Annotated in this window: 23 protein-coding genes; 8 read left to right on the top strand and 15 right to left on the bottom strand. The window is 65.4% G+C overall.

Features of this window, described 5'->3' with window-relative positions:
* The first annotated feature begins 53 nt into the window (after positions 1-53).
* From OZN62_RS12365 to OZN62_RS12345, 5 genes are all read left to right on the top strand, one after another.
* Positions 54-1,499 (top strand): SLC13 family permease, encoded by a 1,446-nt coding sequence (locus OZN62_RS12365; protein WP_269100144.1) that lies wholly within the window; start codon positions 54-56, stop codon positions 1,497-1,499.
* A 163-nt stretch (positions 1,500-1,662) separates the two neighbouring features.
* Positions 1,663-3,003 (top strand): cystathionine gamma-synthase family protein, encoded by a 1,341-nt coding sequence (locus tag OZN62_RS12360; protein ID WP_269100142.1) that lies wholly within the window; start codon positions 1,663-1,665, stop codon positions 3,001-3,003.
* Positions 3,004-3,065: 62 nt separating this feature from the next.
* A complete protein-coding gene (locus OZN62_RS12355) occupies positions 3,066-4,034 on the top strand; it encodes a hypothetical protein (protein ID WP_269100141.1) in 969 nt (322 codons plus the stop codon).
* A gap of 67 nt (positions 4,035-4,101) precedes the next feature.
* A complete protein-coding gene (locus OZN62_RS12350) occupies positions 4,102-5,175 on the top strand; it encodes a hypothetical protein (RefSeq protein ID WP_269100140.1) in 1,074 nt (357 codons plus the stop codon).
* Between the two features lies 1 nt (position 5,176).
* Complete coding sequence (locus OZN62_RS12345) at positions 5,177-6,115, top strand: hypothetical protein (RefSeq protein ID WP_269100139.1); 939 nt, start codon at positions 5,177-5,179, stop codon at positions 6,113-6,115.
* 21 nt (positions 6,116-6,136) lie between these two features.
* Here the strand turns inward: OZN62_RS12345 and OZN62_RS12340 are convergent, their stop codons facing one another.
* Both OZN62_RS12340 and OZN62_RS12335 read right to left on the bottom strand, forming a co-directional pair.
* Complete coding sequence (locus tag OZN62_RS12340) at positions 6,137-6,664, bottom strand: NADPH-dependent FMN reductase (protein WP_269100137.1); 528 nt, start codon at positions 6,662-6,664, stop codon at positions 6,137-6,139.
* Between the two features lie 2 nt (positions 6,665-6,666).
* Positions 6,667-7,200 (bottom strand): J domain-containing protein, encoded by a 534-nt coding sequence (locus tag OZN62_RS12335; RefSeq protein WP_269100136.1) that lies wholly within the window; start codon positions 7,198-7,200, stop codon positions 6,667-6,669.
* Between the two features lie 191 nt (positions 7,201-7,391).
* Between OZN62_RS12335 and OZN62_RS12330 the strand changes: the two genes are divergently transcribed.
* On the top strand, positions 7,392-7,571 hold the full coding sequence (locus OZN62_RS12330) for a hypothetical protein (protein ID WP_269100134.1): 180 nt from the start codon (positions 7,392-7,394) through the stop codon (positions 7,569-7,571).
* Between the two features lie 3 nt (positions 7,572-7,574).
* On the opposite strand, the gene pal is transcribed toward OZN62_RS12330, so the two are convergent.
* The 13 genes from pal to hisB all read right to left on the bottom strand — a co-directional run bounded on the left by pal (position 7,575) and on the right by hisB (position 15,867).
* Positions 7,575-8,096, bottom strand: coding sequence for a peptidoglycan-associated lipoprotein Pal (pal, locus tag OZN62_RS12325; RefSeq protein ID WP_269100132.1), 522 nt, complete (start codon positions 8,094-8,096; stop codon positions 7,575-7,577).
* Between the two features lie 86 nt (positions 8,097-8,182).
* A complete protein-coding gene (gene tolB / locus OZN62_RS12320) occupies positions 8,183-9,601 on the bottom strand; it encodes a Tol-Pal system beta propeller repeat protein TolB (protein WP_269100130.1) in 1,419 nt (472 codons plus the stop codon).
* Positions 9,598-10,407, bottom strand: coding sequence for a TonB C-terminal domain-containing protein (locus tag OZN62_RS12315; protein WP_269100128.1), 810 nt, complete (start codon positions 10,405-10,407; stop codon positions 9,598-9,600). The genes tolB and OZN62_RS12315 overlap by 4 nt, the downstream gene beginning before the upstream one ends.
* A 13-nt stretch (positions 10,408-10,420) precedes the next feature.
* Positions 10,421-10,906 (bottom strand): ExbD/TolR family protein, encoded by a 486-nt coding sequence (locus tag OZN62_RS12310; protein WP_269100127.1) that lies wholly within the window; start codon positions 10,904-10,906, stop codon positions 10,421-10,423.
* On the bottom strand, positions 10,906-11,607 hold the full coding sequence (tolQ, locus tag OZN62_RS12305; RefSeq protein WP_269100125.1) for a protein TolQ: 702 nt from the start codon (positions 11,605-11,607) through the stop codon (positions 10,906-10,908). Before tolQ ends, OZN62_RS12310 begins: the two co-directional genes overlap by 1 nt.
* A gap of 2 nt (positions 11,608-11,609) precedes the next feature.
* Entirely contained in the window at positions 11,610-12,074 is a 465-nt protein-coding gene (locus tag OZN62_RS12300; RefSeq protein WP_269100122.1) for a YbgC/FadM family acyl-CoA thioesterase, read from the bottom strand.
* A 75-nt stretch (positions 12,075-12,149) separates the two neighbouring features.
* Positions 12,150-12,527, bottom strand: coding sequence for a histidine triad nucleotide-binding protein (locus OZN62_RS12295; protein WP_269100121.1), 378 nt, complete (start codon positions 12,525-12,527; stop codon positions 12,150-12,152).
* Positions 12,527-12,844: a phosphoribosyl-ATP diphosphatase gene (locus OZN62_RS12290; protein WP_269100118.1), complete on the bottom strand. Its 318-nt coding sequence runs from the start codon at positions 12,842-12,844 to the stop codon at positions 12,527-12,529. Before OZN62_RS12290 ends, OZN62_RS12295 begins: the two co-directional genes overlap by 1 nt.
* 48 nt (positions 12,845-12,892) lie before the next feature.
* On the bottom strand, positions 12,893-13,075 hold the full coding sequence (locus tag OZN62_RS12285; RefSeq protein ID WP_269100116.1) for a hypothetical protein: 183 nt from the start codon (positions 13,073-13,075) through the stop codon (positions 12,893-12,895).
* 70 nt (positions 13,076-13,145) lie between these two features.
* Positions 13,146-13,919, bottom strand: coding sequence for an imidazole glycerol phosphate synthase subunit HisF (hisF, locus tag OZN62_RS12280; RefSeq protein WP_269100115.1), 774 nt, complete (start codon positions 13,917-13,919; stop codon positions 13,146-13,148).
* A 7-nt stretch (positions 13,920-13,926) separates the two neighbouring features.
* Positions 13,927-14,655, bottom strand: a complete 729-nt coding sequence (gene hisA, locus OZN62_RS12275; protein WP_269100113.1) for a 1-(5-phosphoribosyl)-5-[(5-phosphoribosylamino)methylideneamino]imidazole-4-carboxamide isomerase — start codon at positions 14,653-14,655, stop codon at positions 13,927-13,929.
* Entirely contained in the window at positions 14,652-15,281 is a 630-nt protein-coding gene (hisH, locus tag OZN62_RS12270; RefSeq protein WP_269100112.1) for an imidazole glycerol phosphate synthase subunit HisH, read from the bottom strand. Before hisH ends, hisA begins: the two co-directional genes overlap by 4 nt.
* On the bottom strand, positions 15,274-15,867 hold the full coding sequence (hisB, locus tag OZN62_RS12265) for an imidazoleglycerol-phosphate dehydratase HisB (protein WP_269100111.1): 594 nt from the start codon (positions 15,865-15,867) through the stop codon (positions 15,274-15,276). Before hisB ends, hisH begins: the two co-directional genes overlap by 8 nt.
* A gap of 117 nt (positions 15,868-15,984) precedes the next feature.
* On the opposite strand from hisB, the gene OZN62_RS12260 reads away from it, so the two are divergent.
* Positions 15,985-16,497: an SspB family protein gene (locus tag OZN62_RS12260; RefSeq protein WP_269100108.1), complete on the top strand. Its 513-nt coding sequence runs from the start codon at positions 15,985-15,987 to the stop codon at positions 16,495-16,497.
* 28 nt (positions 16,498-16,525) lie between these two features.
* Positions 16,526-16,942, top strand: a complete 417-nt coding sequence (locus tag OZN62_RS12255) for a hypothetical protein (RefSeq protein WP_269100104.1) — start codon at positions 16,526-16,528, stop codon at positions 16,940-16,942.
* Positions 16,943-16,969: the final 27 nt, after the last annotated feature.

Raw genomic sequence — 16,969 nt, 5'->3', positions numbered from 1 at the left:
GGCGAATCCCGCAGGGTTGCCAACTATACGGGCCGGGAGGGTAATCGCCTAATATGACCGCACAGCGCATCGGCTTCTGGCTGGGACCGGCGCTGTTCGCGCTGACCCTGCTGCTGCCTGCGCCGGAAGGGATGTCCGCCGCGGGCTGGAACGTGGCCGGGCTGGTCGGGTGGATGGCGACATGGTGGATGACACAGGCCGTGCCGCTCAGCGCCACGGCGCTGCTGCCATTCATCGTCCTGCCCTTTGCCGGAGGCGGCACCGCTGGCGAGGTCGCGAGCGACTACTACTCGCCGATCATCTTCCTGCTGCTGGGCGGGGCCTTCCTCGCCCTCGCCATCGAGCGGACCGGGCTGCACAAGCGGCTCGCCTGCTTCATCCTCGACCGGATCGGCGGGCGAGGCGGGGAGTTCGGCCTGCTGCTGGGCTTCATGATGGCCGCCGCCATCCTGTCCAACATCATCTCCAACACCTCCACCACGCTGATCATGATGCCGATGGCCCTGGCCGTGCTGGCTGGCGGCGTGGTGCTGAACGATCGCGGATCGGCCTCGAGCAGCGAAGCGATCGGCCAACAAGAGGGCCTGTTCGGGGCGCTGCCCATGGGCCTCGCCTTTGCCGCCAGCATCGGCGGTCTCGGCACGATCATCGGTTCTCCCACCAATGCCATCGGCGTGGCGCTGCTGCGCGATATTTCCGGAATCGAGATCACCTTCGCCATGTGGGCCATGTTCGGCGTGCCGGTGGTGCTGGTGGGCATTCCATTAGCGGCATGGATCATCGCCCGCGTGCAGAAGATTGCCGAGCACCCCTTCGACATCAAGGCAGCCCGCGAATCCATCGATCCGCACGGTCCGTGGACCGGGGCCGAGCGGCGGCTGGTACCGGTCATCGCGTTCACCTTCGTCGCCTGGATGCTGCGCGGCTGGGTCGCGCCCTATTTCCCCGAAGGCTCGCTCACCGACGGCACGATCGCCATTGCCGCCAGCCTGGCGCTGTTCGTGCTGCCCGACGGCACCGGCAGGCGGCTGCTGTCGTGGGAAGAGGCCAATCGCGCGCCATGGGGCGTGCTGCTGATGTTCGGCGGCGGGCTGGCGCTGGCGGGCGGAATGATGCGCACCGGGCTGGCAGACTGGCTGGGGCAGGCGCTGCTGCCGCTTTCCGCCGTGCCGATGATCGTCGTCGCGCTGGCGCTGGTGGCCATGGTGGTGCTGATCACCGAGTTCGCCAGCAATGTCGCCACCGCCAGCGGCATCATGCCGGTGGTGGCGAGCCTTGCGGTGGCGCTGGGCGGCGATCCGCTGCTGCTCGCCCTGCCTGTGGCGCTGGCGGCAAGCTGGGGCTTCGTGCTGCCCGCCGGGACCGGCCCCAACGCGATTGCCTGGGCGACCGGGCGCATCGCCCTGCCTCGCCTCGTCAAAGCTGGACTGGCGCTGGACGTGGCAGGCGTATTCCTGATCGTCGGCGTCGTCTTCGCCCTTGCCCCGCTCGTCGGCTGAGGCTTGCGCGCGCCGCCCCTGCCAGATAATTACAGCTGAAACCGGATTCACCGTCCGAGTTCCCGGCAGATGCGTTCCTGCGGAGGTTAGGAGCGGGTGGCCCGGAACTCCTTATCGGCCCCTGCCTTCCTAGGGGTAAGAGCGCGCAAGGAAGGAGCCAGCCATGGCCAACGAAACTCCCGATCCCAAGGACCCGCTGGGTGCCATCGACACTCCCACCCCGCGGCGCAAGCCCAAGCCCGAAGTCACCACCATCGGCGGGCGGGAGCTGAAGCCTTCCACCCTGATGATGGGCCACGGCTACGACGCCGCGCTGTCCGAAGGCTCGCTCAAGCCGCCGATCTTCCTCACCAGCACTTTCGCCTTCGAGAACGCAGCCGCTGGCAAGCGCCATTTCGAAGGCATCACCGGCAAGCGGCCCGGAGGTGCGGAAGGCCTCGTCTATTCGCGCTTCAACGGCCCGAACCAGGAAATCCTCGAGGATCGCCTCGCCATCTGGGACGGGGCGGAGGATGCGCTGTGCTTCTCCAGCGGCATGACCGCGATTGCCATCCTGATCCTCGCCGCCTGCAATACGGGCGACGTGATCGTGCATTCCGGCCCGCTCTATGCCGCCTCCGAAGGCTTCGTTGCCAAGGTGATGGCCAAGTACGGCGTGCGCTATGTCGACTTCCCGGCCGGCGCCAGCCCGGAAAAGCTGGACGAGGTGATGGCCAAGGCCAAGGCCATGGCCGAGGAAACCGGCGGCACGGTTCCGCTGATCTACCTCGAAAGCCCCGGCAACCCGACCAATGCGCTGGTCGACATCGAGGCGGTGCGCGATGCCCGTGACAAGCATTTCAGCGCCGACACCACGCCGATCGCCATCGACAACACTTTCCTCGGCCCGCTGTGGCAGCGCCCGCTGGATCACGGCGCGGATCTGGTGGTCTATTCGCTCACCAAATACGTCGGCGGCCACTCGGACCTGGTCGCGGGCAGCGTTTCCGGCGGGAAGAAGTGGATCGATGCCATCCGTGCACTGCGCAACACCATGGGCGGCATTGCCGATCCCAACACCGCGTGGATGCTGCTGCGCTCGCTGGAAACGGTCGAATTGCGCATGCAGCGCGCGGGGGAGAACGCCGCGAAGGTCTGCGCCTTCCTGAAGGCCCATCCCAAGGTGGAGGGTCTCGGCTACCTCGGCATGATCGAAGACGCCCGCCAGCAGGACATCTACGACCGTCACTGCCTTGGAGCCGGTTCCACGTTCTCGCTGTTCATCAAGGGCGGCGAGGCGGAATGCTTCCGTTTCCTCGATGCGCTGAAGGTGGCGAAGCTGGCCGTCAGCCTTGGCGGTACGGAGACCCTGGCCAGCCATCCGGCCAGCATGACGCACCTTTCCGTGCCCGAAGGTCGCCGAGCCGAACTGGGCATTGCCGACAACCTGGTGCGCATTTCCATCGGCATCGAGGACCCCGACGATCTCATTGCCGACTTCGAACAGGCACTTGAAGCCGTGTAACCGCGCAAATGGCGGGTTGCCCCGCTTGGCCATGGACAGCTAAGGGAAAGGTCAAGCCGCCTATGGCGGGACGAATCTTCGTAACGGACGGGAACAACGTGCTTCGCAAATATGCCCTTTTTGTCGGCGTCGCCGCCCTTGGCGCCCTGGTAACTTCCTGCGGTGGAGACGATACCGGCACCCCCACGCCAACCCCGACCTCCACGGAAACGCCCACTCCGACGCCAAGCCCGGCAATCGACTTCGACCTGATGGACGATTTCGAAACCCAGGCCGTCAATGCGAACTACGCTTTCGCCTATTTCACGCCTGATGCTGGCGGGGACGAGACCTTCAACGGCGCATCGCGCCTTAATGGCACCTCGACGATCTCGCTCGGTTTCTCGCCCGAAAGCGTCACCTTCACCTTCCCGGACCTCAACGATCCGGTGACGTTCGATGACGGTGACTTCGTCTCCGGTACGGCCACCCGCCGCGAATATGCGCGCGGCGACGAAGGGCTGGTGCTGGAACTGCCGTTCGCCCACATCCTGCGCGTGACCTACGAATTCGCGGAGGCATTCACCCGCGACACGACCGATGGCACCCTGCGCGGCAACAAGGTGACGATCTTCTTCAACCAGGTGACCACCGAGGACGACCTGACCGTCGACATCAATTACACCGGCAATGTGCAGGTGGCTGGCGGCGATCCGGCCAACACCTTGTCCGACGTGATATCCTCGCCGCAGGTCACCTTCACCGTCGATGCCAGCGAAGGCACGGTGAACGGCACGATCGAAATCTACGAAGATATCGCCGGCGTGCCGACGCTCGTGGGCACGCTGGTGTTCGACGGCGCGCTGAATGCCAATGGCACCTTCCAGGGCACGCTCGAGGATACCGCGAACGACCTGGTCGGCGCCTTTGCCGGCGCGATCTCCGGCCCGAACCGCGAGGAACTGTTCATCCTCTTCTCCGCTTCGGGCGACACCGATGTCGATGCCGACGACGATCGTCGCTACGTCGGCAGCTTCATCGGCGCCGACTAAGAGAGACGCTTGCCCTGATCGGCTTGCCGGCGCTAACCTTCCGCCCGAAATCGGAAGGGGAGCCGGTATGATTGCACGCATTTCCGCAAGTCTTGTCGCCGTGGCGCTGGCCGCGACGCCTACCCTCGCGCAGGAGGCCGACCTGACGCTGTCGCCGCGCGAGCTGGCCGTGCTGGCCGGTGCGGAAGTGGCTGACGAAGGCTGGGAAGTGCCCCGCACCCCCTGGGGCGATCCGGACATGAGCGGCATCTGGCCGCTGGACGTGGTCGGCCGCACCAGCACCGAACGCGCGCCGGAATTCGGCACCCGCGCCTATTACACCGAGGAAGAATATGCCGCCGCGCTGGCCACGTCGGAGGAAATCGCCGCCGGCTACGAACAGGAAGACGCCAACGACGAGATCGGCAGCGGCCACTGGTTCGAATGGGGCACGCCGCTGAAGCAGATTTCGCTGATCATGGCCCCGGCCAACGGCCGCCTGCCGCCGCTGACCGATGAGGGCGAGCGGATGAGCAGCGAGATGCGCTCCAGCTGGAACATGACGCAGTTCGATACGCTGGCCGACTTCAACTCGCTGGACCGCTGCCTGTCGCGCGGCCTGCCCAGTTCGATGACGCCTTTCCCCTACAACAACGGCGTGCGCGTCTTCCAGTCGCCCGGCTATGTCGTGCTGCAGCTGGAGCTGATCCACGAAACGCGCATCATCCCGATCGACAGCGAGCCGCTGCCCGGCAACATGCGCCAGTGGCTGGGCAGTTCGGTGGGGCACTGGGAGGGCGATACGCTGGTTATCGAGACCACCAACCTCACCGGGCTGACACCGATGAACATCGTCGGACCCGGCAACAAGCCGATCCCCACCAGCGACCAGCAGACGCTGACCGAGCGGCTGACCATGGTGGGGCCGGACACAATTTTTTACGAGGCCGAAATCCGCGATCCCGTGGTGCTGACTGCGCCTTACACGCTCGCCTTCCCGTGGAGCCGCGACGACAGCTACGAGATGTTCGAATACGGCTGCCACGAGGGCAACACGACCATCCGCGGCTACATCACCACCACCTCGCCCCGGTTCGTGGGCGAGGATGCCGGGCCGGTTGACGATCCTGCGGAGTGGGTGGCGGATACGGTGGTGCGGTAGGATGAAGGGCACTCTCGCATCGGCAGTCGCCGCAGCCACGCTGGCCACGCCGGCACTTGCGCAAGAGGCACCGCTGGTCATGACGCCCAGCAGCAACTGGACCGCCGACTTTGGTGAACATAGCTGCGCCCTGCGACGCGAATTTGCCGCCGACGGCAAGACGATGTTTCTGGAATTGGCGCGTTATGCGCCGACGGTCACGATGGAAGTTACTTTGGCGAGTGACACCCTCGCTGTCAGCGAAGATGAACCGCGCATCGGCTTCACCCCGGTGGAGGAGCCGCAGGCACCGGACTTCTTCGAGCGGGTCAGTACGACCGCCGGTTACGCCGGTGTCATTGTCACCCGTTCACTGGCGCCCGACGAGGACGTACCGCTACCCGAACAACGCGCAGCCGCGCTGCGCAATACACAGGCGACAAGCGGCCTGAGGGTAGAAGACGCCTTCGCGCAGGATGTCCTGCTCGAAACCGGCCCGCTGACCGACGTCATGGCGGTCATGGACGCCTGCACCACCGATCTTGCGACCTATTGGGGTGTGGATGCGGAGGCGCAGAACACCATGAGCCAGGCAGCGCAATGGGATTGGGACGATCGCTGGCTCGATCGCTATTTCGAACAGGCCCGCGCGCTGGAGGATGCCCATAATCTGTCGGTGCTGCGGAGCCAGCTGCTGGTCGATGCCAACGGCCGCGTCAGCCGCTGCGTGGCCTACCAGCTTCCGGCGAACATCAGCGCCGACAATCCCGTTTGTGCACTGCTGATGGACGAAGCACGGTTCGAGGCCGCGCGCGATGCGGAAGGCAACGCGATCGCCAGCCTGCTGCATTTCGATGTCGTCCGGATTGACCAATTCTTCATGAACGAGCGGCTGCGCGAACCAGGTGGCAGAGACAGCGTGCGCTATCCGCCCCGCGACATCAGCGATGCGATCCAGTAGGACCCCTGCGCAAGCAGCCGCTCAAAGCTTTGCCAGCACTTTCCGCAGTTGGTCGACCTGCACGTCATCGCGCAGGCGGCCTGCCTCGGCATCGAAAGCATGGTAGAAGCCGGGCACGGAAAGGGTGCCCTTCACCTCGCCCGCGAAATGCGGCGCGGCAGTCTCCGCCAGCGCGAGCACGCGGGCGGCCCCGCCCGGACCTGGCGACGCTGCCAGCAGCACCATCGGCTTTCCCGCCCAGACGTCGCGCCCCACCCGGCTGGCCCAGTCGAACAGGTTCTTGAACGCGGCGCAGTAAAGGCCGTTGTGCTCCGCGAAGGAGACCAGCAGCGCGTCGGCGGCGGCAATCTTCGCGCGGAAGTCGTGCGCCAGCTGCGGGATGCCCTCGGCCTCCTCGCGGTCATGGCGATAGATCGGCATTTCGTAATCGTGGATGTCGAGGAATTCGACCTCGGCATCTTCCAGATGCGAGGCGGCGTATTCCACCAGCTGGCGATTGATCGAGACGGAAGAATTGCTGGCGGCGAATGCCAGGACCTTGCGGGGCATGCTTACCCTTTCCACTCGCGGCGTTCCTCCGCCGCTTTCAAGACTTCATAGGCGAGTTGCAGCTTCTGGAACTCCTCGGCGGCTTCCTTGTCACCGGGCTTCACATCCGGGTGGACCTTCTTCGCCCGTGCCCGCCATTCGCGTTTGATCGTGGCGAAGTCGACGTCGGCTTCCAGCTCCAGCACTTCCAGCGCGCGCATCTCGTCGGCGCTGCGGGAGCCATCGCCGCTCCCGCTCCAGCCGTAGTGCTGCGCCTCGGCATAGCCGGCGCTCTCCGCTTGTTCCGCCTTGGCGCGGGCCTGTGCCTCTTCCTTGTCGAGACCTTCGAAATAGTCCCAGCCCTTGTTGTATTCCGCCGCGTGCTTTTCGCAGAAGTACCAGCGGTCCTTGCTGTTGGGGCTCTTGGGCGCGGGGCAGTTACCCGGTTCGTTGCAACCATGGCGGTCGCAGATGCGCACTTCCACCGCCTCGCGGCCGTCGTCATAGCCACGCCAGCGGGGGAAGCCCCAGTCGTTGGATCGGCCGGAGCGGGCCATCAGTCAGTGATCCTGCGGAAATGCATCAGCAGCCATATAGGGAGGTAATCGGCGAAGGTGAACCTGCCTGTTGGTCTTGCCGCGCTGCTACATGTCGCACGCAATTGATACAATTACGTGCAAAATGCTGCATTGCAATATGGCCGGGAACGGCTATCTCCCAATCGGACAAAGTCAAATTAAAGGTTCTCATGAGCAAGCAGCTCGCCATCTCCGCCGCATTTTCCGTCTTCGCGATGGCGGCCTTCGTGCTGTTTGCCACGCCTGACGCGAGCCAGGGCCTGGCCGTAACGCATACGGGCGCGACAGCCCATGCTGCCGCGCCCGCTCTCGACCGGCTTGCGCCGGCTGTTGCCGGACTGATCGGCTAGGTCTTAGCGTTCAATCATCACCGTGACGGCGCGACGGTTGCGCGCCCAGGCCTGCTCGGTCGAACCGAGGGCAACAGGACGTTCCTCACCATAGCTCACCGTGCGCAGGCGGCTTTCCGGCACGCCCAGGCTGACCAGGTAGTTCTTCGCCGCATTGGCGCGACGCTCGCCCAGGGCGAGGTTGTAGTCACGCGTGCCGCGCTCGTCGGCATGGCCTTCCACCGTGGCGGTCGCCGAGCTGTACTGCAGCAGGTATTCGGCCTGGCGACGCAGCGCGGCCATGTCTTCGGTATCGATGTTGTAGCGATCGGTATCGAAGTAGATCGTATCCGCACCGGCCATGGCCGAAGCGAAGTGGGACTGCGAGCCCGGCTGCGGGCCCTGCGGCACGGGTGGCGGGGTCGGAGTCGGCGTCGGGGCCACCACGTCCTGCGGCGGTTCCGGCGTCATGACCGGCGGTTCTTTCTTACAGGCGCCGAGTGCGAGTGCGCTCGACAGGGTTACAGCGATAATCAGGCGATTCATGTTGGCTCTCCTTGAACCATGGATACCGGCCCCCCTGACCGGATTTCGTTGAACTGTTTTCTGCCCACCTTGGGGAACTAACGCATTTACGGCAAAACCGGTCCCCAGGCCGGGTCTGACGCTCCTACCGGTGTGCGCAGGCGACGTTCGTTCTCTCCGGTGAGATCCACCTGGTAGATTGCCGTTTCGCCCGAACCGCGCTCGGTCCGGAAGAACTGGATAATGCGGCCATTGGGCGCCCAGGTCGGGGCCTCGTCATGCCACGCATTGGTCAGGGTGCGCATGTTGCGTCCCTGCGGGTTCATCACCGCGATGCGGAAATCGCCGGCGATGTAGGTGAATGCGATCTGGTCGCCGCGCGGACTCCATTCCGGCGTGGCGCAACGCCCGCCAAAGAAGCTGATCCGCCGCTGGTTCGAACCGTCGGCATTCATCACGTAACACTGCTGCGAGCCGGACTGGTCGCTCTCGAACACGATCTGCGACCCGTCGGGCGAGTAGGACCCGCCCACCTCGATCGCCGGGCTGAAGGTCAGCCGTTCCGGCTGGCCACCGGTGGCGGGCACGCGGTAGATGTCGGTATTGCCGGCCACGGCCATCGAATAGAGGATGTAGCGGCCATCCGGGCTCCAGCGCGGGGCAAAGGTCGGGTTGCTGCTCTGCGTCACCAGCGTCTGCCGCCCGGTGCCGATGTCGTAGACATAGATGCGCGGATTACCGTCGACATAGGACAGGTAGGCGATCTTCGAATAGTCGGGCGAATAGCGCGGCGTCAGCGCGGTCGACTGGCCATTGGTGATGAAGCGGTGGTTGGCGCCGTCGCTGTCCATGATGGCCAGCCGCTTGATGCGGTTATCCTTGGGGCCGGTCTCGGCGATATAGGCGATGCGGCTGTCGAAAAACGGGCTTTCCCCCGACAGGCGCGAATAGACGAGGTCCGAGCACTTGTGCGCCGCGCGGCGCCATTCCGATGGGTTCACCACCCAGCCCTCGCGCACCAGCTCGCTTTGCAGCGCGACGTCGTAGAGGTAGCAGCCGACCGTCAGGCGACCGTCGTCATTGGCACGGACATAGCCGTGCACCAGCATCTCTGCCGAACGTCCACGCCAGGTACCCCAGGCGGGATCGGTGATTTCGCCGTAGGTCGGGCGCGGCAGGCTGTCCGGGCCGACCGGACGAAACAGTCCGTTGAAGCGCAGGTCCGAGTAGACCACGCGGGCCAGTTCCAGCCCCAACGCCTGCGTCCCGCTAGCATTGGCGGGCGTCGGCTGGTCGCGGTTGGTGGCGAAAGCCGCAATGGCGATGCCGAGATCCTGCCAGCTATCAGCCGTTACGGTTACCGAAATGCCTTCGCCCTCTTCGCCCATGTCGGCCTGATCGACGGGATCCACCCCGATGTCGGCCGGGTCGAGATCGGTCAGCAGGTCGCTCTGCGCGGAGGCAGGCGAAGCCGACAAGGCCAGAGCGATGACGGCGAAGGGTGCGAGGGCTTTGCTGAAAGTCATTGGGCCAACCTGTTGTCGAAGTTCGACGTGACGACACGCCATCCGGAATAGAATTGTTCGGGCAAATTGAATGGCGCTGCAAGCCGCACGGCACGCACCGCCTGTTCCTGGTGGCGGCGCACCTGCGCGCGATTGGCATCGTTCTGCCCGGTCGTGCGCAGCACTTCGGGCGCGGCCGCCAGCGACCCATCGCGGTTGAGGCGGAAGCGCACCACCGTCACCAACTGGTCCACGTCGATGCCCGAGGGCGGCTGCCAGTGCGGGCGCAGCTGGCGGATAATCGCCTGGCCGATGGCAGCCTGTTCCGCCGGACCAACGGTCTCCGCCGGCGAGCCGCGATCACCGCTGGCATCGCTGGCACCTTCCAGGAAGTTCTCGTCCAGCCTGCCGCCCCGAGGTTCCTGCCGGACCGCAGCCGTTTGAGTCGGCGTGGGCGTGGGCGTCGGCCGCGCGCTTTGCGTGGGCGTCGGCGCAGGCGTGCTGCGTTCGCTGGTGCGACGCGGCGGGGCCGCCACCGGGCGCTCGACCGGCTGTTCGGCCGGGGCTTCCACCATCTCCTGCGGCGCTTCCGGCACTTCGGCCAGCTCGGGCGCCGTGGAGGCCGCCGGTTCGGCACTGGGATCGGGCGCAGTGGATTCGAGGCTGACTTCGCTCGCCAGGCTCACGTCCATGCGTTCGGGCGGCGCCAGCGCGGGCGGCTCCCGCGTCGCCTGCCACGCCAAGGCACCCGCCAGCGCAACATGCGCGACGATGGCGGCACCGACGCCGATGCGTTCTTCGCGAGTGAGGTTGGCGAAGTATGCCATGCAGCCCTCGACGCTATTCCTCGCCGTCTGAACTGTCGGTGACCGGCTCAACAGCGGGAGCGGGCGCGGCGGCGGTGGTCACCAGCGAGATGCTGGTGAACCCGGCCCGGTTGAGCTCACCCATCACCGCCATCACCCGACCATAGTCGAGGCTGGTATCGGCGCGCAGGTTGATCAGCGGCTTTGACAGGCCTTCGGGTCCGGCCATGTTGTCCAGCACCTGCGGCAGCACGTCCTGCTCCACCAGCTGGTCGTCGATGTAGATGTAGCCCGCTTCGTCGATCGCGATGGTGACCTGGTCGGGTTCCTGGTCCAGCGGGTTGGCATTGCTTTCGGGCAGGTCGATCGGCACCCCACTGGCCAGCAACGGCGCGGTGACCATGAAGATGATCAGCAGCACCAGCATCACGTCCACGAAGGGCGTGACGTTGATTTCCGCCATCGGCGCGCGACGCGAAGAGCGTCCGCGGCGGGCCGAGGACATGACCCCCATGGCCATCAGGCTGCTTCCATTTCGCGGCTGATCTGCGCGTGCACACGGTCAGCAAAGCGCTGCAACCGCGCCTCGAAACCGTTCACGCGGTTCGACAGCCGGTTGTAGGCGATCACCGCCGGAATGGCGGCGAACAGGCCGATCGCGGTGGCGAACAGCGCCTCGGCAATGCCCGGCGCCACCACGGCAAGCGAGCTGTTCTGCTGCAGGCCGATCTGGAAGAAGCTGTTCATGATGCCCCAGACGGTGCCGAACAGGCCGACGAAGGGCGCAACCGAGCCGGTGGTGGCAAGGAAGTTGAGGCGGTTGGCCATGGTGTCCGCCTCGAACGCCACCTGGCCTTCCAGCGCCTGGGCCACGCGGGCGCGCGCGGCGGCGGTATCCTTCAACCCGGCCCGGTGGCTCCGGCGGAACTCGGCGATGCCGGCAGCGGCAACGCGGGCAGAGGGATTATCCTTGCGGCGCTTCAGGTCGAGCACGCTGTCGACATCTTCGTGCGTCCAGAATTCTTCCTCGAACTCGTCCGCGCGCTTGCGCGAACCGGCGATGCGCAGCGAGAAGCCGATGATGATGGCCCACACCCAGACGGAGGCCAGCACCAGGCCGAGGATGACCAGCTGCACGACGATATCGGCTTCGAGAAACAGCGCGATCGGGTCGAGCCGGGTCGGGGCGGCAGCAACAGCAAGGGTATCGAGGACAGTCATTCTCACTCTTTCACGGGATCACTGGGTACTGCGAATTCGGCGAACGCCTGGCGCCAGGCATCGGGCTGGCGCTTCGGGCGGCCATCGGGAGCGACGAACGCGGCAACGATGTCGACGGTTGCGAGCAATTCCTCTCCCCTGAAGACCTTCTGCTCCATACGCGCACTGGCGGCTCGCAGTTCCGTAGCACGGGTTTCGACCAGCAGCACATCGTCCAGCCGTGCCGGGCGACGCCACTTTATCTGCGCCTCGGACACGGCATAGAACCCCTCGCCCGCCTCGTTGGCGGCGCGCTGGTCGATACCAAGCAGTCGCAATATGTCGGAACGGGCACGCTCACACCATTTCAGGTAGTTCGCGTGGTAGGCGATGCCGGACAGGTCTGTATCCTCAAAGAAGACGCGCACCGGGTAGAAGTGTCGCGACCCTTCGATTCTTCCGGAGGGCGGTTGCATTTGGTCTTTCATCGATGAACGGCGGCTTACAGGCGACTAGCCGCCAAAAAAAGACCGTTTAGCGGTGAAGCGAGTCAGTAACGCGGCCTAACGAGCGAGCATCGGTCCCAGCGGCCCGCCACCGAACAGGTGGACATGCAGGTGCGGCACTTCCTGCCCGCCATTGCGACCGACATTGCCGAGCAGGCGATAACCGCGCACCACCAACCCCTTGTCCCGCGCGACATGGCCCACGGCGCGCACGAAACCGGCGATTTCCGCGTCCGATGCCTTGGCCGAGAAATCGTCCCAGCTGACATATTCGCCCTTGGGGATCACCAGGATGTGGACGTCCGCCTGCGGATTGATGTCGTGGAAGGCCAGCGACCACTCGTCTTCATAGACCTTGTTGCACGGGATCTCGCCGCGCAGGATCTTGGCAAAGATGTTTTCTGAATCGTAGGGCTGGGTCGGGTCAACGGCCATCAGTCGTCCTTCCTCGATGCTTTCTCCACCAGGCCGGAAATCCCTTCGCGCCGGTCGAGCTCGGCCAGCACGTCAGCCAGCCTTATGTCCTTTGCGCCAAGCAGTACCAGCAGGTGGAACAGCAGGTCGGCAGCCTCGCCGGTCAGCTCTTCGCTGTCGCCGGAGAGCGCCGCAATCACGGCCTCGGTGGCCTCTTCGCCCACCTTCTGCGCGATCTTGGGCAGGCCCTTGGCGTTCAGCCGCGCGACATAGCTGCTTTCGGGCGAGGCAGAGCGGCGCTCTGCAATGATCTTTTCGAGGCGTTCGAGTGTATCCATCGCTGCCGCAGATGGGCGATATGGCAGCCCGAGGTCAAGCGGAAGCGGTCAGTCCTGCCCGCCATCCTTGTCCGCACCGCGCATCGACAGGCGGCGGCCGATGATCACGCCCAGTGCGCCAAGCGCGAAGAGGGTCAACTGCGATCCTTCGGGTATTTGCGTCGCGCCTGCCGCTGCTGCGGGCGCAGCTTGCCACAAGAAAACGGCAGCCAGGGTCAGTCGCGAGAACATGGCCCTGCCATGCGCCCCTACCCTCCTGAAATGCAATGCGACGTTCGCCAGGTGTCCCGCAACAGGACTGTCAGCTGCGCGCCGGAAGCCCCGCCGCGCGCAAGGCCGCGTGGGCATCTGCAATGGTGTAGGTGCCGAAATGGAAGATGCTGGCAGCCAGCACCGCGCTGGCGTGTCCCTTGGTCACGCCTTCGACGAGGTGCTGGAGCGTTCCCACCCCGCCACTCGCCACCACCGGCACGCTGACGGCATCGGCGATGGTACGGGTCAGTTCGAGGTCGTACCCTTGCTGCGTGCCGTCGCCATCCATTGAGGTGACGAGCAGTTCGCCCGCGCCAAGTTCGGCCAGCTTCACCGCGTGTTCGAGCGCGTCAATGCCCGTCTCGCGCCTGCCGCCATGGGTGAAGATTTCCCAGCGGCCCGGTTCGCCCGGCTGGGAAACGCGGCGCGCATCAACGCTGGCGACCGCGCACTGGCTGCCCATGCGCTCGGCAATGTCGGCCATGATTTCCGGGCGGCGCACGGCAGCGGAGTTCACCGCCACCTTGTCGGCGCCCGCCAGCAATAGCGCGCGCGCATCCTCCACGCTGGAAACGCCGCCACCCACGGTCAGCGGCATGAAGCAGACCTCGGCCGTGCGCCGCACGATATCGAGCAGCGTGCCGCGACCTTCGTGGCTGGCGGAAATATCCAGGAAGCAGAGTTCGTCCGCCCCGGCGGCATCATAGGCCTGCGCCTGCTCGACCGGATCTCCAGCATCCTTGAGGTCGACGAAATTGACGCCCTTCACCACGCGGCCATCGGCCACGTCGAGACAGGGGATGACGCGGATACGGACGGTCATCGGCCAATCAACCCCGGTTCGCCATCGCAATCGCCGTCGCGAGATCGAGCTTGCCCTCGTACAGAGCACGGCCGGTAATCACGCCTTCGATCCCCTCGTCCGCGTGCAGCGAGAGGATGTGGATGTCGTCCAGTCCCTTTACCCCGCCGCTGGCGATCACGGGAATGTCGACGCTCCGCGCCAGTTCGACCGTCGCATCGACGTTGCAGCCCTTCAGCAGGCCGTCGCGGCCGATATCGGTGAACAGCAGGCTGGCAACGCCCGCGTCCTCGAACCGGCGAGCCATGTCGACCACGGGCACGTCTGACACTTCCGCCCAGCCCTCGGTGGCGACCATGCCATCGCGCGCATCGACGGCGACGACGATGCCGCCTTCCCATTCGCGCGCCATTTCCTTCACGAATTCCGGGTTCTTGAGCGCGGCGGAGCCCATCACGATGCGCGCCACGCCCAGGTTGAACCAGCCTTCCACGCCAACCGCATCACGGATGCCGCCGCCAAGCTGCACATAGCCGGGAAACACCTCGATGATGGCTTCCACCGCCTCGCGGTTCTCGGTGCGGCCGGCAAAGCTGCCGTCGAGGTCGACCACGTGCAGGTGCTCGGCGCCAGCCTCGGCGAAGATCATCGCCTGCGCGGCCGGGTTGTCGCCGTAGACGGTGGCGCGGTCCATATCGCCCTCGGCAAGGCGCACCACTTCGCCGCCCTTCAGGTCGATTGCGGGGAAGACGATCATGGTTTCCACTCCAGGAAGCGACGCAGCAGGGCAAGGCCATAGGCCTGGCTCTTTTCCGGGTGGAACTGCACGCCAACGATATTGTCTCGCGCCACGGCTGCCACCAGACCGCCGCCGTGGTCGGTCATCGCGGCAATGTCGCGGCCATCTTCGGGCACGAAGTGATAGGAGTGGAGGAAATAGGCCTCGCCCTCCTCGATCAGCCCGTGGTCGCCATGATGTGGGGTCAGCGCCACGTCGTTCCAACCCATGTGCGGCACGCGGATTTCCGGATCGGTGCGCTCGATCAGCTGCACCTCCCCGGCGATCCAGTCGAGGCCGGGGCATTCGCCATGCTCCAGCCCGCGGGTCGCCAGCAGCTGCATGCCGACACAGATGCCGAGGAAGGGCACGCCCTTGTCCAGCACCCGTTCTTCCAGCGCTTCGACCATGCCGGGGATGCCGGTCAGCCCCTCGTAGCAGGCGCGAAAACTGCCGACGCCGGGCAGCACGATCCGCTTGGCACCGCGCACCAGTTCGGGATCGGCGGTGACGGCAACATGCTCCGCCCCGGCCGCCTTCAGCGCGTTGTAGACCGAATGCAGGTTACCGGCGCCGTAGTCGATCAGCGCGATGGCTTCAGCCACCAAGCTGCCCCTTCGTGCTCGGCACGGCCCCGCCCTTGCGCGGGTCCAGTTCCACCGCCTGCCGCATGGCGCGGGCAAAGCCCTTGTATAGCGCCTCGCAGATGTGGTGGTTGTTCTGGCCGTAGAGCACCTGGCAATGCAGCGTCAGGCCAGCGGCCTGCGCCACGGAGTGGAACCAGTGCTCGATCAGTTCGGTATCCCACTCGCCCAGCTTTTCCTGCGTGAAACGGGCTTTCCAGACGAGATAAGGCCGCCCGGAGATATCCAGCACCACGCGCGCCAGCGTCTCGTCCATCGGCGAATGGGCTTCGCCGTAACGCCCGATCCCGGCCTTGTCGCCCAGCGCATCGGCCAGCGCCTGGCCCAGCGCGATGGCGCTGTCCTCGGTGGTGTGGTGCTGGTCGACATGCAGGTCGCCATCCACCTTCAACGTCACGTCGATCAGCGAATGGCGGCTGAATTGCTCCACCATGTGGTCAAGGAAGCCGATTCCGGTGGAAATGTCATATTTCCCCGACCCGTCGAGGTTCACCTCGACGAGGATGTCGGTTTCGGCCGTTTTTCGCTCTGTTCGCCCTGTGCGCATGGGCAGATGCCTATAAGCGCCCTTCGCGTGCGCGCAAGGCGGGAAGCGGGGGAAATCGCCTAATTCACGGCTCATTCCGGCTTGATTTTGCCATGCTGCACCGCCACCTAGCGCAATATGAGTGACGATACACCCGACAGCCTGATCCCGTACGACGAGATCGTGCAGGAGGCGCTTCGCGCCGTTGTCGGGCGCGTGCTGGGCACCGTGGAACGCGACGGCGGCACGCTGCCGGGCAACCACCACTTCTACATCACTTTCAAGACCGGCGCGCCGGGCGTGGACATTCCCGCCAGCCTGCGCGAACGGTTCCCGGACGAGATGACCATCGTCCTGCAGAACAAGTTCTGGGACCTCAACGTTACCGAAACGGGCTTTTCGGTTGGGCTGAGCTTCAACCAGATCCCGTCGAAGCTGCAGATTCCCTTCGCCGCGATCACGGCCTTCGTCGATCCGGCAGTGGATTTCGGGTTGCAGTTCCAGGCCGCGGTCGACGATGTCGAACCGACCGAGCACGAAGACGCCGAAAACGACGCACCCGGCAGCGAGGAACGTCGTTCGCCGAGCGACGTTGCGACAACCGAGGACGGCTCGAATGTCGTGACGGTCGATTTCGGCCGCAAGAAGTAGCAGGGCCTGACCCTGCCAAGGGGGCGCGATGAGCGAAAAGCTGAGCCGCGAGGAAATCCATCGCCGCGTTCGCGAGCGCGCCGGCAAGGCACCCGTGCCCGGCCCCAGCGAAAACCCCGCCACCAACCTGCTGCTGGCGGACGTGGTGATGAGGATGGGTTCCTACATGCTGCGCAGCGGCGTGGAAAAAGCCTTCCTGAAAGGCCGCTACGGCAAGGAGACGGCCAGCGAAATCGTCGACAACCGGTCGCTGAAATGGACGCTGGGTTCCGTCGTGCTGGCGAAGTTCGCCACCCGGTCGATTCCGGGCATGGCGCTGGTCAGCACCGGCATCCTCGGCAAGCTGCTGTACGACCACAGCAAGACCCGCCGGGCGAACCGCGCCAAGGGCGACGCCCAGCTGCTGGGACAGGCAGGTGAGGAACCGCCGGTCTCCGACACTTGATAACCGTGCCGTGCACGCGCCATAGCG

The organism is Aurantiacibacter sp. MUD11 (assembly GCF_026967575.1).
Taxonomy (GTDB): Bacteria; Pseudomonadota; Alphaproteobacteria; order Sphingomonadales; family Sphingomonadaceae; genus Alteraurantiacibacter.
The sequence above is the reverse complement of the archived record's forward strand: the minus strand, read 5'-3'. Positions and strand labels throughout refer to the sequence as shown.

What these genes read in the sequence shown, in the direction of transcription:
- OZN62_RS12295 (WP_269100121.1), bottom strand. Translation starts at nt 12,527, where the DNA reads ATGGCCGTTGACCCGACCCAGCCCTACGATTCAGAAAACATCTTTGCC.
- tolQ (WP_269100125.1), bottom strand. Translation starts at nt 11,607, where the DNA reads ATGACTGTCCTCGATACCCTTGCTGTTGCTGCCGCCCCGACCCGGCTC.
- OZN62_RS12355 (WP_269100141.1), top strand. Translation starts at nt 3,066, where the DNA reads ATGGCGGGACGAATCTTCGTAACGGACGGGAACAACGTGCTTCGCAAA.
- OZN62_RS12290 (WP_269100118.1), bottom strand. Translation starts at nt 12,844, where the DNA reads ATGGATACACTCGAACGCCTCGAAAAGATCATTGCAGAGCGCCGCTCT.
- OZN62_RS12360 (WP_269100142.1), top strand. Translation starts at nt 1,663, where the DNA reads ATGGCCAACGAAACTCCCGATCCCAAGGACCCGCTGGGTGCCATCGAC.
- OZN62_RS12255 (WP_269100104.1), top strand. Translation starts at nt 16,526, where the DNA reads ATGAGCGAAAAGCTGAGCCGCGAGGAAATCCATCGCCGCGTTCGCGAG.
- tolB (WP_269100130.1), bottom strand. Translation starts at nt 9,601, where the DNA reads ATGACTTTCAGCAAAGCCCTCGCACCCTTCGCCGTCATCGCTCTGGCC.
- OZN62_RS12315 (WP_269100128.1), bottom strand. Translation starts at nt 10,407, where the DNA reads ATGGCATACTTCGCCAACCTCACTCGCGAAGAACGCATCGGCGTCGGT.
- OZN62_RS12335 (WP_269100136.1), bottom strand. Translation starts at nt 7,200, where the DNA reads ATGGCCCGCTCCGGCCGATCCAACGACTGGGGCTTCCCCCGCTGGCGT.
- OZN62_RS12310 (WP_269100127.1), bottom strand. Translation starts at nt 10,906, where the DNA reads ATGGCCATGGGGGTCATGTCCTCGGCCCGCCGCGGACGCTCTTCGCGT.
- OZN62_RS12300 (WP_269100122.1), bottom strand. Translation starts at nt 12,074, where the DNA reads ATGAAAGACCAAATGCAACCGCCCTCCGGAAGAATCGAAGGGTCGCGA.
- hisB (WP_269100111.1), bottom strand. Translation starts at nt 15,867, where the DNA reads ATGCGCACAGGGCGAACAGAGCGAAAAACGGCCGAAACCGACATCCTC.
- OZN62_RS12365 (WP_269100144.1), top strand. Translation starts at nt 54, where the DNA reads ATGACCGCACAGCGCATCGGCTTCTGGCTGGGACCGGCGCTGTTCGCG.
- OZN62_RS12345 (WP_269100139.1), top strand. Translation starts at nt 5,177, where the DNA reads ATGAAGGGCACTCTCGCATCGGCAGTCGCCGCAGCCACGCTGGCCACG.
- OZN62_RS12285 (WP_269100116.1), bottom strand. Translation starts at nt 13,075, where the DNA reads ATGTTCTCGCGACTGACCCTGGCTGCCGTTTTCTTGTGGCAAGCTGCG.
- pal (WP_269100132.1), bottom strand. Translation starts at nt 8,096, where the DNA reads ATGAATCGCCTGATTATCGCTGTAACCCTGTCGAGCGCACTCGCACTC.
- hisF (WP_269100115.1), bottom strand. Translation starts at nt 13,919, where the DNA reads ATGACCGTCCGTATCCGCGTCATCCCCTGTCTCGACGTGGCCGATGGC.
- OZN62_RS12340 (WP_269100137.1), bottom strand. Translation starts at nt 6,664, where the DNA reads ATGCCCCGCAAGGTCCTGGCATTCGCCGCCAGCAATTCTTCCGTCTCG.
- hisA (WP_269100113.1), bottom strand. Translation starts at nt 14,655, where the DNA reads ATGATCGTCTTCCCCGCAATCGACCTGAAGGGCGGCGAAGTGGTGCGC.
- OZN62_RS12260 (WP_269100108.1), top strand. Translation starts at nt 15,985, where the DNA reads ATGAGTGACGATACACCCGACAGCCTGATCCCGTACGACGAGATCGTG.
- OZN62_RS12330 (WP_269100134.1), top strand. Translation starts at nt 7,392, where the DNA reads ATGAGCAAGCAGCTCGCCATCTCCGCCGCATTTTCCGTCTTCGCGATG.
- OZN62_RS12350 (WP_269100140.1), top strand. Translation starts at nt 4,102, where the DNA reads ATGATTGCACGCATTTCCGCAAGTCTTGTCGCCGTGGCGCTGGCCGCG.